Annotated in this window: 14 protein-coding genes and 1 riboswitch; of the genes, 7 read left to right on the top strand and 7 right to left on the bottom strand. The window is 74.6% G+C overall.

Features of this window, described 5'->3' with window-relative positions; all coding sequences use genetic code 11:
* The first annotated feature begins 2 nt into the window (after window positions 1-2).
* Window positions 3-479: an SRPBCC family protein gene (locus tag GWJ10_RS13725; RefSeq protein ID WP_163188056.1), complete on the top strand. Its 477-nt coding sequence runs from the start codon at window positions 3-5 to the stop codon at window positions 477-479.
* 109 nt (window positions 480-588) lie between these two features.
* Here GWJ10_RS13725 and GWJ10_RS13720 read toward each other — a convergent pair whose 3' ends face one another.
* Window positions 589-1,509 (bottom strand): PadR family transcriptional regulator, encoded by a 921-nt coding sequence (locus GWJ10_RS13720; protein ID WP_346773835.1) that lies wholly within the window; start codon window positions 1,507-1,509, stop codon window positions 589-591.
* Between the two features lie 241 nt (window positions 1,510-1,750).
* Between GWJ10_RS13720 and ddaH the strand changes: the two genes are divergently transcribed.
* The 5 genes from ddaH (at window position 1,751) to GWJ10_RS13695 (ending at window position 7,444) form a co-directional block, all read left to right on the top strand.
* On the top strand, window positions 1,751-2,746 hold the full coding sequence (gene ddaH, locus GWJ10_RS13715) for a dimethylargininase (protein WP_346773836.1): 996 nt from the start codon (window positions 1,751-1,753) through the stop codon (window positions 2,744-2,746).
* Window positions 2,743-4,047 (top strand): ornithine--oxo-acid transaminase, encoded by a 1,305-nt coding sequence (gene rocD, locus GWJ10_RS13710; RefSeq protein WP_163188052.1) that lies wholly within the window; start codon window positions 2,743-2,745, stop codon window positions 4,045-4,047. Before ddaH ends, rocD begins: the two co-directional genes overlap by 4 nt.
* A 10-nt stretch (window positions 4,048-4,057) precedes the next feature.
* Window positions 4,058-5,341, top strand: coding sequence for an aminotransferase class I/II-fold pyridoxal phosphate-dependent enzyme (locus GWJ10_RS13705; protein ID WP_021482572.1), 1,284 nt, complete (start codon window positions 4,058-4,060; stop codon window positions 5,339-5,341).
* A 250-nt stretch (window positions 5,342-5,591) separates the two neighbouring features.
* The gene (locus tag GWJ10_RS13700) at window positions 5,592-6,593 is read left to right on the top strand and encodes an ATP-binding cassette domain-containing protein (RefSeq protein ID WP_163188050.1); all 1,002 of its coding nucleotides are present in this window, start codon (window positions 5,592-5,594) and stop codon (window positions 6,591-6,593) included.
* Window positions 6,593-7,444, top strand: a complete 852-nt coding sequence (locus GWJ10_RS13695) for an ABC transporter permease (protein ID WP_051028222.1) — start codon at window positions 6,593-6,595, stop codon at window positions 7,442-7,444. The genes GWJ10_RS13700 and GWJ10_RS13695 overlap by 1 nt, the downstream gene beginning before the upstream one ends.
* Window positions 7,445-7,492: 48 nt before the next feature.
* Here the strand turns inward: GWJ10_RS13695 and GWJ10_RS13690 are convergent, their stop codons facing one another.
* The 3 genes from GWJ10_RS13690 to GWJ10_RS13680 form a co-directional block, all read right to left on the bottom strand.
* Window positions 7,493-8,440 (bottom strand): universal stress protein, encoded by a 948-nt coding sequence (locus GWJ10_RS13690; protein ID WP_076406209.1) that lies wholly within the window; start codon window positions 8,438-8,440, stop codon window positions 7,493-7,495.
* 187 nt (window positions 8,441-8,627) lie between these two features.
* On the bottom strand, window positions 8,628-9,443 hold the full coding sequence (locus tag GWJ10_RS13685) for a C40 family peptidase (protein WP_241005808.1): 816 nt from the start codon (window positions 9,441-9,443) through the stop codon (window positions 8,628-8,630).
* 1 nt (window position 9,444) lies between these two features.
* Window positions 9,445-9,634: riboswitch (cyclic di-AMP (ydaO/yuaA leader) on the bottom strand.
* 137 nt (window positions 9,635-9,771) lie between these two features.
* Window positions 9,772-10,482 carry a metal-dependent transcriptional regulator gene (locus tag GWJ10_RS13680; protein ID WP_021482469.1) on the bottom strand — a complete coding sequence of 237 codons (711 nt, stop codon included), beginning with the start codon at window positions 10,480-10,482 and terminating at the stop codon, window positions 9,772-9,774.
* 246 nt (window positions 10,483-10,728) lie between these two features.
* Here GWJ10_RS13680 and serC point away from each other — a divergent pair, with 246 nt between their 5' ends.
* A complete protein-coding gene (serC, locus tag GWJ10_RS13675) occupies window positions 10,729-11,871 on the top strand; it encodes a phosphoserine transaminase (protein WP_241005807.1) in 1,143 nt (380 codons plus the stop codon).
* Window positions 11,872-11,968: 97 nt separating this feature from the next.
* Here serC and GWJ10_RS13670 read toward each other — a convergent pair whose 3' ends face one another.
* The 3 genes from GWJ10_RS13670 to manA all read right to left on the bottom strand — a co-directional run bounded on the left by GWJ10_RS13670 (window position 11,969) and on the right by manA (window position 15,278).
* Window positions 11,969-13,315 (bottom strand): MFS transporter, encoded by a 1,347-nt coding sequence (locus tag GWJ10_RS13670; protein WP_163188048.1) that lies wholly within the window; start codon window positions 13,313-13,315, stop codon window positions 11,969-11,971.
* Window positions 13,312-13,770 carry a MarR family transcriptional regulator gene (locus GWJ10_RS13665; RefSeq protein ID WP_021483075.1) on the bottom strand — a complete coding sequence of 153 codons (459 nt, stop codon included), beginning with the start codon at window positions 13,768-13,770 and terminating at the stop codon, window positions 13,312-13,314. The genes GWJ10_RS13670 and GWJ10_RS13665 overlap by 4 nt, the downstream gene beginning before the upstream one ends.
* Window positions 13,771-13,928: 158 nt before the next feature.
* On the bottom strand, window positions 13,929-15,278 hold the full coding sequence (gene manA, locus GWJ10_RS13660) for a mannose-6-phosphate isomerase, class I (RefSeq protein WP_163188046.1): 1,350 nt from the start codon (window positions 15,276-15,278) through the stop codon (window positions 13,929-13,931).
* Between the last annotated feature and the right edge of the window lie 4 nt (window positions 15,279-15,282).

The following is a 15,282-nucleotide window of genomic DNA, read 5'->3' as shown; positions in this document are numbered from 1 at the left end:
GCGTGCGGCGCGTCGCCGTCGCGCGCGAGCTCGCCGTCGACGCCTCCGTAGCGTTCGCGTGGGTCGCGGACCCGCGGACCCACCCGCGGTTCATCCCGCTCACCGTGATGACGACCCCGGCGGGCCGGGGGCCCGAGGTGGGCGACCGGTTCACCATGGTGAGCGGCCCGCTCGTCCGCCGCACGGGCCGCGGCTTCCCGGACCGCATGGTCGTCGAGTCGCTCGACCGCCCGTCCGTGGCGGCGGGCCGCCCGGGCCGCACCCGGATCCGCAAGCTGGGCCCGGCGCTGCTCGGCGACGCGGGCTTCGAGGTCGTGCCGCTCGGCACGGGCCGCTGCCGGGTCGTGTGGTGGGAGGAGGCGTACCTCGCCGGACCCGTCCCCCGCGGCGTCACGGCGCCCCTCGTGGGGGTCGCGCTGCGCGTCATGATGCACGTCTCGCTGCGCCGCCTCGACGCGCGCCTGCGCGCCCGCCGGTAGCCACGAGCGGCCTGGCTGCCGGGCCGCGCCCCGCGGACGCGACGGACCCGGGGCCCCAAGGGACCGACCAGCGTCGGTACCGCGCGACCCCGGGTCCGGGGTGGTGGGTTCAGGCCGTCGGCCCGTCCTCCACCGGGGCGTCCTCCACCGGGCTGCCCGACGGCGCACGGTCGCCCGCGGCGGTCGTCGGGGCACCCGGCGCCGTGCCGGGCGAGGCGTCGGGGACGGCCGGGCCCGCGAGGACCAGGTAGAGCTCGCGGCGCGTGCGCTCGAGGAGCTCCGCGGCGGCCGTCGTCTGCTCGTCGGTGCCGGTGCGGGCGACCTGGTGGACCGCCGCGGCCACGGCCTCGACGCCTGCGCGCAGCTCGCGCCGCGGGCGGCCGCCGCGACCGGCGGCGTCGGCGAACGGGTCGCCCAGCTCGTCGGCGTGCTCCGCGACGTACGCGGTGCCCGCCTCGGTGAGCGTCGCGAGGCGGCGCCCGCCGTCGGCCGAGAGCTTGACGAGCCCCTCGTCCTGGAGCAGGTTCAGGGCCGGGTAGACCGCGCCCGGGCTCGGGCGCCACTGGCCCTCGCTGCGCTCCGCGATCTCCTGGATGACCTGGTACCCGTGCATGGGCTGCTCGGCGAGGAGCAGCAGGACGGCGGCGCGGACGTCGCCGCGGCCGGCGCGCCCGGGGCCGCGACCGCGGCCCCCGTGCCGACGACCGCCGTGACCGGGACCGAAGCCGGGCCCGCCCGGGCCGAACCCGGGGCCTCCCGGGCCGAACCCGCGACGGTCGTCGGCCGGACCGCCGGGGCCGAAGCCCCGGCCGCCGTCGGCCGGTCCGCCGAACCCGCGCCCGCCACCACGGCGGGCTCCGCCGCGGCCACGGGGGCCGTCGCCGCGGAACCAGGCCGCGTCGTCGGGCACGGGCGGGAAGCCGTCGCGACGACGGCGGTCCGAGCGCGGCCCGGGTCGCTCGCCGAACGGCTGGGACATGTTCTGGACGTTCTCCGGGGTCCTGCCCCGGTGCTGGTGTGCGTGGTGCATGAGAGGTGTCTCCTGTACGTGGATGCTCGAGGGCTCCGGGTGATCCGCGGAGCGTGGCGGGCCGGTCCGGCCGCGCGGTCGACGCGAGCCGCATCTCGGGCTCAGCGATACGGTAACGATATATCGCTAGAATATCGCTGTCAACACCCCGCCGCTCGTGTGCCGTCCCAGGACGCGCCCACCTCCCGGACGTACGCTGACTTCCAGCAGCCAACCGGCAGCCACCAGCAGCACCGGACGCATCCCCCGTCCGGCACCCACCCGGGCCGCACCACCCCGGCGGCCCGGCTCCCGCGAGGAGGCGGCGATGCGCCCAGGCCAGTCCCGGCACTACCTGATGTGCCGGCCGACGTACTTCACCGTCAGCTACGAGATCAACCCCTGGATGGACCGGCGCACACCGGTCGACACCGCGCTCGCGGTCGCGCAGTGGGAACGCCTGCGCGACACCTTCCGCGACCTCGGCCACACCGTCGAGACGATCGACCCCGTCCCCGGCCTGCCGGACATGGTCTACGCGGCCAACGGCGCGACCGTCGTCGACGGCCTCGTCTACTCCGCGCGCTTCGCCCACCCCGAGCGCGGGCCCGAGGGACCCGCCTACCTCAAGTGGTTCGCCGACCACGGGTACGTCACCCACCTGGCGGAGCACGTCAACGAGGGCGAGGGCGACCTGCTGCTGGCCGGCGACGTCGTGCTCGCCGGCACCGGTTTCCGCACCGAGCGCGCCGCGCACGCCGAGGCCGCGGCCCTGTGGGGCCGGGAGGTCGTGACGCTCGAGCTCGTGGACCCGCGGTTCTACCACCTGGACACGGCGCTCACCGTGCTGCGCGGCAACGAGGGCACCGCCGGCACCCGCGGGACCGGCGACGCCGTGCACCCCGACGACGGCACCCACCCCGCGCTCACCGGCCCGCCGGCCGTCGACGTCGTCTACCTGCCCGCCGCGTTCTCCCCCGCCGCGCAGGAGGTGCTGCGCGAGCGCTACCCCGACGCGCTCCTCGCGACCGAGGAGGACGCCGCCGTGCTCGGCCTCAACGCGGTGAGCGACGGGACGCACGTCGTGCACTCGCCGCGCGCGGGCCGGCTCGCCGCGGCGCTCCGCGAGCGCGGCTACGAGACGGTCGCGGCGGACACGTCGGAGCTCCTGCGCGGCGGCGGCGGGGCCAAGTGCTGCACGCTCGAGATCCGCGAGCCCGCCGTCCACGCCCCGGCACCGACCGGGAGCGCGTCGTGACCACCCAGGAGGTCCGCGCGTCGGACGGCGGCACGAGCGCGAGCAGCGCTACCGGCCCGCTCGACGGCGACCGGCCCGCTGACGGCACCGGCGGCGGCGCGCTCGCGCACAACTACCACCCGCTGCCCGTGACGGTCGCGAGCGCCGAGGGGTCGTGGGTCACCGACGTGACCGGTCGCCGCTACCTCGACCTCCTCGCGGGGTACTCGGCGCTCAACTTCGGGCACCGGCACCCCGCGCTCGTCGACGCCGCCACGCGCCAGCTCGGCCGCGTCACGCTCACGTCGCGCGCGTTCGACCACGACCTCCTGCACCCGTTCGCCGAGGCGCTCGCCGCGCTCGTCGGGCCGCTCACCACGGGCGGGGCCGACTCCCTCGTGCTCCCGATGAACACGGGCGCCGAGGCCGTCGAGACCGCGATCAAGACGGCGCGCAAGTGGGGCTACGACGTCAAGGGCGTGCCCCCGGGCGAGGCGACGGTCGTCGTCGGCTCCGGGAACTTCCACGGCCGCACGACAACGATCGTGTCGTTCTCCGACGACCCCGACGCCCGGCGCGGGTTCGACCCGTACACGCCGGGGTTCCGCCTCGTGCCGTACGGCGACGCCGACGCGGTCGCCGCCGCGATCGACGACACGACCGTCGCCGTGCTCCTGGAGCCGGTGCAGGGCGAGTCGGGCGTCGTCGTGCCGCCCGACGACTACTGGCCGCGCCTGCGCGCGATCACGACCGCGCGGGACGTGCTCCTCGTGGCCGACGAGATCCAGTCCGGCCTCGGGCGCGCCGGGGCGACGCTCGCGACCGAGACGTGGGGCGTGCGGCCCGACCTCGTGACCCTCGGCAAGGCGCTCGGCGGCGGGATCGTGCCGGTCTCGGCCGTCGTCGGGCGGCGCGACGTGCTCGAGGTGCTCACGCCCGGGACGCACGGCAGCACGTTCGGCGGCAACCCGCTCGCGTGCGCGGTCGGGCTCGCGGTCGTCGAGCTGCTGCGCACGGGCGAGCCGCAGCGACGCGCGCGCGAGCTCGGCGCCGGGTTCCAGGACCGGCTCACCGGGCTCGTGGACGCGGGCCTGCTCGACGGCGTCCGCGGCCTCGGCCTGTGGGCGGGCCTCGACCTCGACCCGGCGCGCGGGACGGGCCGCGACCTGTGCGAGGCGCTGCTCGCGCGCGGCGTCCTCGCCAAGGACACGCACGGCTCGACCATCCGCCTCGCTCCCCCGCTCACCATCGCGGCAGAGGACCTCGAGACCGGGCTGTCCGCCCTGGAGGACGCCCTGACGGACCTTGCGCAGGGTCGGTAGAGTCCGGAGGGTGACCACGCCCGAGCCCACCGCACCCGGTACCACCACCCTCGCGTCGTCCCTCGACGACCTGCGTCGCGCGTACGCCGACCTGCAGGCGCTGGGGCTGAAGCTCGACCTCACGCGGGGCAAGCCCTCGGCCGAGCAGCTCGACCTCTCCGAGGCCCTGCTCGCGCTCCCGGGCGAGGGCGTGCACACGGACGCCGACGGCACGGACGTGCGCAACTACGGCGGCCTCGACGGGCTGCCCCAGCTCCGGCGCATCTTCGCCGAGCTGCTCGGCGTGCCCGTCGAGCAGCTCCTCGCGGGCGGTAACGCGAGCCTCACGCTCATGTACGACACGCTCGTGTACGCGACGCTCTTCGGCGTCCCCGGGTCCGAGCGCCCGTGGGGCCGCGAGGAGAAGGTCCGCTGGATCTGCCCCGTGCCCGGCTACGACCGTCACTTCTCCGTGTGCGAGGCGCTCGGCATCGAGATGGTCACCGTCCCCATGACGGCGGACGGCCCCGACGCCGCGGCCGTCGCCGCGCTCGTCGCCGACGACCCGACGATCAAGGGCATGTGGGTCGTGCCGACGTACGCGAACCCCGACGGCTCGGTCGTCACGGAGGAGGTCGCGCGGGCGCTCGTGTCCGTGCCCGCCGCCGCCCCCGACTTCCGCATCCTGTGGGACAACGCGTACGCCCTGCACCACCTCACCGACGACGAGGTCCGCAGCGCCGACGCGATCGCGCTCGCCGCCGAGGCCGGCCACCCGGACCGCGTGATCCTCTACGCCTCGACGTCGAAGATCACGTTCGCCGGCGCGGGCGTCGCGTTCCTCGCGTCGTCCCCCGGGAACGTCGCCTGGTACAAGAAGCACCTGTCCGCCCAGTCCATCGGCCCGGACAAGGTCAACCAGCTCCGGCACGCGCTGTTCTTCGGCGACGCCGACGGCGTGCGCGCCCACATGCGCAAGCACCGCGACATCATCGCCCCCAAGTTCGACGCCGTGACGAGCATCCTCGCCGACCGCCTCGGCGGCACGGGCGTCGCGTCGTGGACCGAGCCGAAGGGCGGCTACTTCGTCAGCCTCGAGGTCGTGCCGGGCACCGCGTCGCGCGTCGTCGAGCTCGCGAAGGCCGCGGGCATCGCGCTCACGCCCGCGGGCGCCCCCTTCCCCTACGGCAAGGACCCGGAGGACAAGGTCCTCCGCCTCGCCCCGACCCTCCCCCCGATCGAGGAGGTCCGCGTCGCGATGGACGGCGTCGCGACGTGCGTCCTCCTCGCGGCCGCGGAGCACGCCGCGCGGTAGCCCGCTCTCCCGCCCTACACCGCCGAGCAGGCGGTCGTGGCGCGTCCGGGTCTCCTGACGCGCCATGACCGCCTGCTCGACTTTCGGGGTGCCTTCGCGGGCGTGACGTCTTGGTCTGGTAGGGCGAGCCTCGCTCGGCGCACGATGAGAGGGGTGCGCGACCGATGAGTTCTGCCGACCCGGGCGGTCGGTGGGTGCGTGGGTGGCCCGGACGCTCCGGGCGGCCCGTCGGCAACGGCCAGGAGGGGACATGACCGAACCTGCACGCGGCGACCTCGCCGTCGAGGCGCGCGGCCTCGTCAAGCACTTCACGACCGGGAAGTCGGTGACCAAGGCGGTCGACGGCATCGACCTCCTCATCCCCGAGGGCACCGTGTTCGGCGTCCTCGGGCCGAACGGCGCGGGCAAGACGACCGCCGTCCGCATGCTCGCGACGCTCCTGCGCCCCGACGCGGGCACGGCGCGGGTCCTCGGCCACGACGTCGTGCACGACGCCGACAAGGTGCGGTCGGTCGTCGGGCTCACCGGGCAGTACGCGTCCGTGGACGAGGACCTCACGGGCACGGAGAACCTCGTCATGCTCGCGCGGCTGTACGGGTTCCTCGGTGGCACCGCACGCGGGCGCTCGGCCGAGCTGCTCGACGCGTTCGGGCTCGGGGACGCGGGCGACCGCCAGGTGAAGACGTACTCGGGCGGCATGCGGCGGCGCATCGACCTCGCGGCGAGCCTCGTCATGAGCCCGCGCGTCATCTTCCTCGACGAGCCGACCACCGGGCTCGACCCGCGCAGCCGCAACCAGGTGTGGGACATCGTGCGCGCGCTCGTCGCCGACGGCGCGACCGTGCTGCTCACGACCCAGTACCTCGAGGAGGCGGACCAGCTCGCCGACCGCATCGCCGTGATCGACCACGGCAAGGTCATCGCGGAGGGCACCGCGACCGAGCTCAAGCGGTCGGTGGGTGAGGGCGCGGTCCACCTGCGCCTCGCCGACGCGACGCAGCGGGGCCGGGCCGCGGAGGTCGTGGGTGCGCTGCTCGGCACGGACATCACGCTCGCGAACGACCCGTACGCGTTCACCGCGCGAGTGCCCGACGACGGCGCGGCGGACGTCGCGCGGATCCTGCCCGCCCTCGGCGACGAGGGGATCGTGGTGCCCGAGTTCACGCTGGGCCAGCCGAGCCTCGACGAGGTGTTCCTCGCGCTCACCGGTCAGCCCATGGACGACGACGAGACGATCGAGGAGGTGGCCTGATGGCCGCGGACCCCACGACCACCGCCGCGGAGCTGCGCGCCCCGGAGGCGAACGCGCTGCGCGCGGCGGTCGCGCTCGACCGGCGACCGGACCGGCCGTCGCCCGTCTCGGCGACCCTGACGTACACGTGGCGCGCGCTGCTGAAGATCAAGCACGTGCCCGAGCAGCTGTTCGACGTCACGGTCTCGCCGATCATCTTCACGCTGATGTTCACGTACCTGTTCGGCGGAGCGCTGGCCGGCGACGTGCAGAGCTACCTGCAGTTCCTGCTGCCCGGCATCCTCGTGCAGGCGGTGCTCTTCACGACGATCTACACGGGCTACACGATGAACACGGACATCAGCAAGGGCGTGTTCGACCGGTTCCGGTCGCTGCCCGTGTGGCGGCCCGCGCCGATCGTCGGCGCGCTGCTCGGCGACACCGTGCGCTACACGATCGCCTCGGTCGTGACCCTCGCGCTCGGCCTCGTGCTGGGCTTCCGCCCGCCGGGCGGCGTCGTCGGCGTGGTCCTGGGGATCGTGCTGCTGCTCGTGTTCGCGTTCGCGCTCAGCTGGGTGTTCACGGCCCTCGGGCTCGTGCTGCGCTCCCCCAACGCCGTCATGGGCACGTCGATGCTCGTGCTCATGCCGCTCACGTTCGCGTCGAACATCTTCGTCGACCCGTCGACGATGCCCGTCGTGCTGCAGCGCTTCGTCGACGTCAACCCGGTCACGCACCTCGTCACCGCGGTGCGCGGGCTCATGGCGGGCGAGCCCGCGACGGAGGGGATCGTGTGGGTCCTCGTGGCGTCCGTCGTCCTCACCGCGATCCTCGCCCCGATCACCATGCGGCTGTACCGCAACCGGAGCTGACCCCGCGCCTGGGCACCTGGCGCCGTGGTGCCCAGGCGTGCCGGCGGCTCAGCCCTCCTGGGCCGCCGGCTCGTCGTCCTCGCACTTCTTGGTCACGACCATGACGGGGCACGCGGAGTGGTGCAGCACTGCCTGGCTCGTGGAGCCCAGCAGCAGGCCGCGGAACCCGCCCCGCCCGCGCGAGCCCACGACGATGAGGTCGGACGCCGTGGAGAACTCCGTGAGGAGCTCCGCACCCGTGCCGTCGAGCACGATGCGCTTGATCGTGAGCCCGGGGTGCTCCGCCTCGTGGCGGTCGATGATGACGTTCAGCCCCTCGGTGACGTCGGCCAGGACCTGCTCGTGGTCGATCGACGCGGGGAGCCACGCGAGGAGTCCCGCACCGGCGCCGACGGGGACGCCGGCGACCGCGACGAGCTCGGCGTCCCAGGCCCGGGCCTGACGGATCGCGTGCCGCAGCGCGATCTCGGCGGACGGCGACCCGTCCACCCCGACGACGATCCGGCGCAGGTCCCGCACCGGCGGCAGCTCCTGCGCGCCGCCCTCGTCGTCCTTCCCGCCCGCGCGATACGGCACGACGACCGTCGGGCAGTGCGCGTGCGCGGGCAGCGCGGAGGAGACGGTGCCGAGCAACCGCTCGGTGAAGCCGCCGCGCCCCCGCGTGCCGACGACGACGAGCGCGTGCTCGCGCGACATCTCGACGAGGACCCCCGCGGCGTCGCCGGTCGTGACGGTCGCCGTCGTGCGGACGCCGGCGCCCTCGGCGCGGGCGCGAGCCTCTTCCAGGACGGCGCGCGCGCCCTCCTGGATGGCCGAGTCGTCGAGGGCCGCGTAGCCGCCGTCGAGCGACGCCGCCGTGAACGACGGCAACGAGTAGGTGCACACGATGTGGAGGGGCCACCCCACGCGCAGCGCGTACGCCGCGGCCCAGTCCAGGGCGTGGAGGCTCGGCGCCGAGCCGTCGACACCGACGAGGACGGATTCCGTGCGGGTCATGAGCGACTCTCCTCTCGACGGCCCGGTGCCATCGGACGACCAACCTAGCCGAGACCAGGCCCGGCCGTCCGTCTGCCACGAGTCACGAACACGTCAAGAATGCCACGAACCCCGCCCGCTCGCGCAGAGTGCGAGCGGACGGGGTTCGTCCAGCCAGTGACCGCGGGGGTCCTGATCGGGTGAGCGATCAGGCCACGCGGATGAAGGTGGGGTTCGACTGCCAGATCTGGCGGAACTGGACCGACTTCCCGGGACGCGGGGCGTCGATCATCATGTTGTCGCCCGCGTAGATGGCGATGTGGCCCGGCGTCCAGATGAGGTCGCCCGGCTGCGCCTGGTCGCGCGACACCTTGGTGCCGACCGAACCCTGGGCGCCCGACGTGCGCGGCAGGTTGATGCCGACCTGCGCGTAGACATAGCTGGTGAAGCCCGAGCAGTCGAAGCCGTCGGGCGTGGTGCCGCCGTAGACGTACGGGACGCCCACGTAGCGGGCCGCGATCGAGACGATCGACGAGCCGTGCGCCGACGCGGGGGCGCCGACGGACGCCTCCTGCTGGGCCGAGGCCTGCGACTCGTCGGACGACGACTGCGTGGACTGGCGCTCCTGCGTGCGGCTCGTCTGCGTGGTGCGGACGGGCTCCGGCTCCGGCTCCGGCTCCGGCTCGGGGGCCGGGGTCACGGTGACCGGGGCCTCCTCGATGGTGAACGCCGCGTCGGCCGCGACGGTCACGGCCGGGGCGGCCTCGAGGGCCTGGCGGGCCTGCGCGGTGAGGGCGCTGAGGTCGACGGCGTTGAGCTTGCCGGACTCGTTGTCGACCGGGGCGGCCGTCGCGGGGGCGGCGGCGCCGATCATCGAGACGATGAGGCCGGAGGACGCGGCGACGACGGCGGTACGACGACCGACGCTCGACATCTGGTCCGATGCGGCCTGGGCGATGGTGCTGAGTGGCGTCACGGGACGCCGCGCCGCGCGGTGGCGGGCGCGAGTCGTGCTCACGGTCACTGTTGCCTCTCCTGGACGCCTGCGAGGTCAGCTGTCGGGTTCGGGTGGAAGAGTCACCCGGCCTGGCGGACCGGAGTCCGTCGGGCTTCACCCCAAGGGCGCTGTCTCCAGCACCCGGAAGTGGGTCCCCCGTCCCTGTCATCGGGTCGTCGTGGGCCTCTCGCGGTGACAGGGTTAGGCGTTCCGCGCGAGGTCTCCGCCAGATGGGTATCCCGACGGAGCAGGACGACCGTACAGGACCCCTCGGCAAAAGTCACGTTCCCATCACGACGGAACGCGGCCCTGCGCATCGCCGCAGGTCACGGCGTCTCCCCCGGTGAACGGGCGGCTATCCGCGGGCGACGAAGAGGTGGCGCGCGACGTCGTCGGGCAGGTCGAGGACGACCGGCGCCCCCTCTCCCTGCACGGTGACCCCGCCGGCCGGCGCCGGGCGCACGACGAGCGTCCGGCGCGGCAGCACCCCGGCCTGGGCGAACCGCGCGAGGAGCTCGACGTCGACCTGGACCGGCTCGGCGATCCGCTGGAGCACGACGCGCACCTCGCCGCCGCCGAGACCGTGCTGGGCGAGGTGGACGGGGAGCGACACGACGCCGTCGAGGAAGTCGACCTCCTCGAGCTGCTCCCCGAGCTCCGGCAGGCCCGGGATGGGGTTGCCGTACGGGTCGAAGTGCGGGTGGTCGAGCAACCCGAGGAGCCGCTCCTCGACGAGCTCGCTCATCACGTGCTCCCAGCGGCACGCCTCGGTGTGCACGTACTCCCAGTCGAGCTTGATGACGTCCGTGAGGAGCCGCTCGGCGAGCCGGTGCTTGCGCATGACGCGCGTCGCCTTCTCGTGGCCCGCGGGCGTGAGCTCGAGGTGGCGGTCCCCCGTGACGACGACGAGCCCGTCGCGCTCCATGCGCGCGACCGTCTGCGACACCGTGGGCCCCGAGTGGCCGAGGCGCTCCGCGATGCGCGCGCGCAGCGGGACGATGCCCTCCTCCACGAGCTCGTAGATCGTCTTCAGATACATCTCGGTGGTATCGATCAGATCGGTCACGTCACGCTCCCAGTCGCTCGTCGGCTCGGGGCGCCCGGTCGTCGCTCCACGGGGCGCCTGCCCGCACCGGCGGGCCGCTGGGGGTCAGTCTATGGCGAGCCCGTGACCCGACCGCGGTGTCGTCCAGAGGCACCCGTGGTGCCTGGTGGCCCGCGCCTCCCCGCGGGCCCCGGCGCGGACCGTGCGGTGACGCACGGCCTGTGGACGAGGCTCCCGGGGCGCGCCGCGCGCGCGTAGGGTGACGCCGTGCCCGATCTCGCGAACACCTCGATCACGATCCCCTCGGACCTCCTGCCGGCCGACGGCCGCTTCGGGTCCGGGCCGTCCAAGGTCCGCGCCGCGCAGGTCCGGGCGCTGTCCGACGCCGGCACCTCGCTGCTGGGGACGTCCCACCGGCAGGCGCCCGTCCGGTCGCTCGTGCGCCGCACGCGCGAGGGCCTCGCCGCGCTGTTCGCGCTGCCCGACGGCTACGAGGTCGTGCTGGGCAACGGCGGCTCCACGACGTTCTGGGACGTCGCGACGGCGTGCCTCGTCCGCTCGAAGGCGCAGCACGCGGCGTTCGGCGAGTTCGGCGCGAAGTTCGCCGCCGCGACGACCGCAGCGCCGTTCCTCGCGCCGTCCCAGGTGATCTCGGCCCCCGCCGGGACCGTCGCGCTCCCGGAGCCCGCCGACGACGTCGACGTGCACGCGTGGCCGCACAACGAGACCTCGACCGGCGCGATGGCGCCCGTGCGCCGCGTCCCCGGCTCGCGCGAGCGCGGCGCGCTCACGCTCGTGGACGCCACGTCCGGCGCGGGCGCGATCCCCGTGGACGTCGCGGAGACCGACGTCTACTACTTCGCGCCGCAGAAGGTCTTCGGGTCGGACGGCGGCCTGTGGCTCGCGCTGTGCTCGCCCGACGCGCTCGCGCGCGCGGACGAGGTCGAGAGCAGCGGCACCCGCTGGGTCCCGGAGTCGCTGTCGCTGCGCACGGCCGCGGCGAACTCGCGCCAGGACCAGACGCTCAACACGCCCGCGATCGCGACGCTCGTCATGCTCGCGGAGCAGGTGGAGTGGCTCCTGGGCAACGGGGGCCTGGAGTGGGCCGCCGCCCGGTCCGCCGAGTCGGCCGCGCACCTCTACGGGTGGGCGGACTCGCGCGAGTGGGCGACGCCCTTCGTCGCGAACCCGGCGGAGCGGTCGACGGTCGTCGGCACGATCGACCTGGACGACGCGATCGACGCGACGACCGTCGTCGCCGCGCTGCGCGAGAACGGCGTGCTCGACGTCTTCCCGTACCGCAAGCTCGGCCGCAACCAGCTGCGCGTCGCCATGTTCCCGGCGATCGAGCCCGACGACGTCCGCGCCCTCACCGCGTGCGTGGACCACGTCGTCGACCACCTCGGCTGACGAGCGCGCGACCGACGGCCGCGCCCAGCACGAGGCCGGTGCCGCCCGGGAGACCGGGGTGGCACCGGCCTCGTGGCTCCGGGCGGGAGTGGCGGCGTCAGGCCGCCCGGGCGGCCTCCTGCGCGTCCTCGGCCTCGATCCGGCGCCGCGCCTCGGTGCGGGCGGAACGGTCGGTCGGGGTCCCGGCGTCGAGGTAGCGCACCACGAGGTGCGGGCGCTGCAGGACGCGGTACCGGACCTCGAGGTGCCAGTTGCGCACGGCCCAGACGGCGGCGCCCACCGCGACGAGCGCGGCGGTGATCGACCCGACGCCGATCGCCCAGCGCGGGCCCCACGCCTCGGCGATCCAGCCGACGAGCGGGGAGCCGACGGGCGTCGCACCGAGGAACACGATCATGTAGAGCGACATGACGCGCCCGCGCATGACGGGGTCCACGGACATCTGGATGGTCGAGTTGGCTGCGGTCATCATGGTGAGCGACGCGAGCCCCACGGGGATGCACGCGACGGCGAAGCTCGCGTACGTGGGCATGAGCGCCATGACCCCCGTGGCGACGGCGAACCCGAACGCGGACCCGATGACGAGCCGGACGCGCGGGCGCTCCCGGCGCGCGGCGAGCAGTGCCCCGGTGAGCGACCCGATCGCGAGGATGGACCCGAGGATCCCGTACTCCCCCGGCCCCATGCCGAACTCGACCTTCGCCATCATCGCGGACGTGAGCTGGAAGTTGAGCCCGAACGTCGACACGACGCCGACGACGACCATGATGACGATGATGTCCGTCCGTCCGCGCACGTACCGGATGCCCTCGCGGATCTGACCCTTCTCGCGCGGCGCGCTGGGCAGCACGTGGAGCTCTCGCGTGCGCATGTACAGCAGCGCGAGGATGGTCGCCCCGAAGGTGACGCCGTTGATGATGAACAGCCAGCCGGAGCCGACCGCCGCGATGAGCAGCCCGGCGACGCCCGGGCCCACGAGGCGCGCCGCGTTGAACGACGCGCTGTTGAGCCCGACGGCGTTGGAGAGCTTGTCGGCGGGCACCATCTCGGCGACGAACGTCTGGCGCACGGGGTTGTCGAACGCCGAGACGACGCCGAGCAGGCCGGCGAACACGTAGACGTGCCACAGCTCGACGTTCCCGGACAGCACGAGCGCGCCGAGGCCGAGCGCGAGCAGTCCCATCGCGCCCTGGGTGGCCATGAGGAGCCGACGGCGCGGGAGCCGGTCGGCGAGCAGGCCCGCCCACGCGGACAGGGCGAGCACGGGCGCGAACTGCAGCGCGGTGACGACGCCGACGGCGACGCCGGAGTTGTCCGTCAGGTCGCTGAGGACGAGCCAGTCCTGTGCGACGCGCTGCATCCAGGTGCCGACGTTCGCGACGAGCGCGGCGCCGAACCAGACGCGGTAGTTGTAGTACTGGAGGGAGGAGAACGTGGTGCTCATCGGGCGGCGATCCGGGTCAACAGCTCACTGGCGCGGGCCAAGGTCTCTCTTTCGTCAGGAGTGAGGGAGGACAGCTGCTGCGTGAGCCACGCGTCCCGGCGGCGCCGCGTCTCCTTGACCTCGCGCACGCCGGCGTCCGTGAGGCGCACGACGACCTGCCGGCGGTCGCTCGCGTGCTCCCCCTTCTCGACGAGACCCATCTCGACGAGGGCGTTGACGGCACGGGTCATCGACGGCGGCCGGACGCGCTCGTGCTCCGCGAGCTCGCTGGGCGACATGGCGCCGTGCTTGTGCAGGACGGTGAGGACGCCGAACCGCCCCTCGGGGAGGTCCGCCTCGCCGCGCTGGGCACGCAGCCGCCGGGAGATCCGGGTGAGCGCGACCCGCAGGTCGCCGCCGAGCGTCGCGGGCCGGTACTGGTTCCGGGTAGGAGCAGTGAGGTCCGCAGCAGGCATGATAGTTACCCTAACTCATTACCCTAGGTAAGGAAAGAGGTGCAGGTCACGTCCGGGGGCGCGCCGGAGAGGCACCACGCCTGGGCGCGGGCAGCGCCTCGGCAGGTGCCTGTCGGCCCTGCGGCGAGGACGCGAGGGCGGTCTGCTCGGCGGTCGGGTCAGGGCACGTAGGCGACGACGACGTCACCCTCGCCGTCCACGACGACGGCCCCCGTGCCGTGCGGGACGAACACGGACTCCCCCCGGACGAGCCGCGTCCCGGCCCCGGCGTCCGCGCGGTCGGCCGCGAGCGTCACTGCGCCGTCGAGGCACAGCACGACGCGCGGACCGGCGGCGGGCAGCGGCACCGCGCCCGCGACCCGGCCGGCCCGGAGCGCGAACTCCGCGACGGGCGGGCGGTAGGCGACGAGGCCGGTGCCGTCGTCGACCAGCCGCGGTCGCGCGGCCGGACCGGGCGTGCACGTGGCGCACTCGAGCAGGGCGTCGACGTCGACGAGCTTGCTCGTCAGCCCGGCCCGCAGCACGTTGTCGGAGCTCGCCATGATCTCGACGGCGCACCCGGACAGGTACGCGTGCACGTGCCCCGACGGGACGAACATCGACTCCCCGGGCTCCAGGGTGACGCGGTTGAGCATGAGGGACACGACGGCGCCCGGGTCGCCCGGGTGCTGCTCCGCGAGCGCGAGGACGGTCGCGTCGGCACGGCGCGACGTGCGCCGGCCCCCCGGCGCGGGCGCCGCCGGCTCGCGCCCGGCCCGGGCCCGCACGGACGCGACGGTCAGCGCGAGGTCGGCCGCGACGTCGGGCTCCGCGCGGGCGTGGAGCGCAAGGGTGAACGCCTCACGGACGCCCGTCTCGGTGGGGCGGGCGCGCAGGGTGTCGCGCATCCGTCCGGCGAGCGCGCCGTCGAGCCCGTCGAGCAGCTCGAGGATGCGCGCGGGCCTGCGGAACCCGGAGAGGCCCTCGAAGCGGGAGACCGCCACGACCATCTCGGGCTTGTGCTGGTCGTCGTGGAAGCTGCGCAGCGGCGAGTCGCGCGCGACGCCCTCCCGGTTCTCGCGGTTGAACCCGGCGCGCGCGAGGTGCGGGCGCGGGTGCACCTGCAGCGAGAGGGCGCGATCGGCGGCGAGCACCTTGAGGAGGTACGGCAGCCGGGGCCCGTACTGGTCGAGGACGCGCTGGCCCAGCACCCCCACCGGGTCCGCGCGCACCAGGTCCGCGAGCGTCGTGCCCGACGCCGTCTCCGCGCCCGGGTGCGACGTCCCGCCCGGGCGGGCGCCGCCGTCGGGCACGACGCGCGACGGCGCGAGCGGGTGCGCCCCCATCCACAGCTCGGCCGCCGGACGACCGTCCGGTACCACCCCCAGGAGGTCCTGGATCGCCGACGTCGAGCCCCAGTCGTACCGCTGGACGGTGTTCTCCAGCCGGTAGAACGACGACGGACGAGCGCCGGGGAGGGCGTCGTCCACCGACGCCTCCCCCGACCGCTCGTCCGCCGCGCTCGTCATGGGC

Origin of the sequence: Cellulosimicrobium sp. SL-1 (assembly GCF_011033075.1) — a bacterium.
Taxonomy (GTDB): Bacteria; Actinomycetota; Actinomycetes; order Actinomycetales; family Cellulomonadaceae; genus Cellulosimicrobium; species Cellulosimicrobium funkei.
Note: the sequence above shows the minus strand (reverse complement) of the source record. Positions and strands in the feature narration are given on the sequence as shown.

Bases quoted from the DNA above. Each gene is read 5' to 3' on its own strand.
- GWJ10_RS13720 (WP_346773835.1), bottom strand. From the start codon at position 1,509: ATGCACCACGCACACCAGCACCGGGGCAGGACCCCGGAGAACGTCCAG.
- GWJ10_RS13700 (WP_163188050.1), top strand. From the start codon at position 5,592: ATGACCGAACCTGCACGCGGCGACCTCGCCGTCGAGGCGCGCGGCCTC.
- GWJ10_RS13695 (WP_051028222.1), top strand. From the start codon at position 6,593: ATGGCCGCGGACCCCACGACCACCGCCGCGGAGCTGCGCGCCCCGGAG.
- GWJ10_RS13690 (WP_076406209.1), bottom strand. From the start codon at position 8,440: ATGACCCGCACGGAATCCGTCCTCGTCGGTGTCGACGGCTCGGCGCCG.
- GWJ10_RS13670 (WP_163188048.1), bottom strand. From the start codon at position 13,315: ATGAGCACCACGTTCTCCTCCCTCCAGTACTACAACTACCGCGTCTGG.
- GWJ10_RS13665 (WP_021483075.1), bottom strand. From the start codon at position 13,770: ATGCCTGCTGCGGACCTCACTGCTCCTACCCGGAACCAGTACCGGCCC.
- manA (WP_163188046.1), bottom strand. From the start codon at position 15,278: ATGACGAGCGCGGCGGACGAGCGGTCGGGGGAGGCGTCGGTGGACGAC.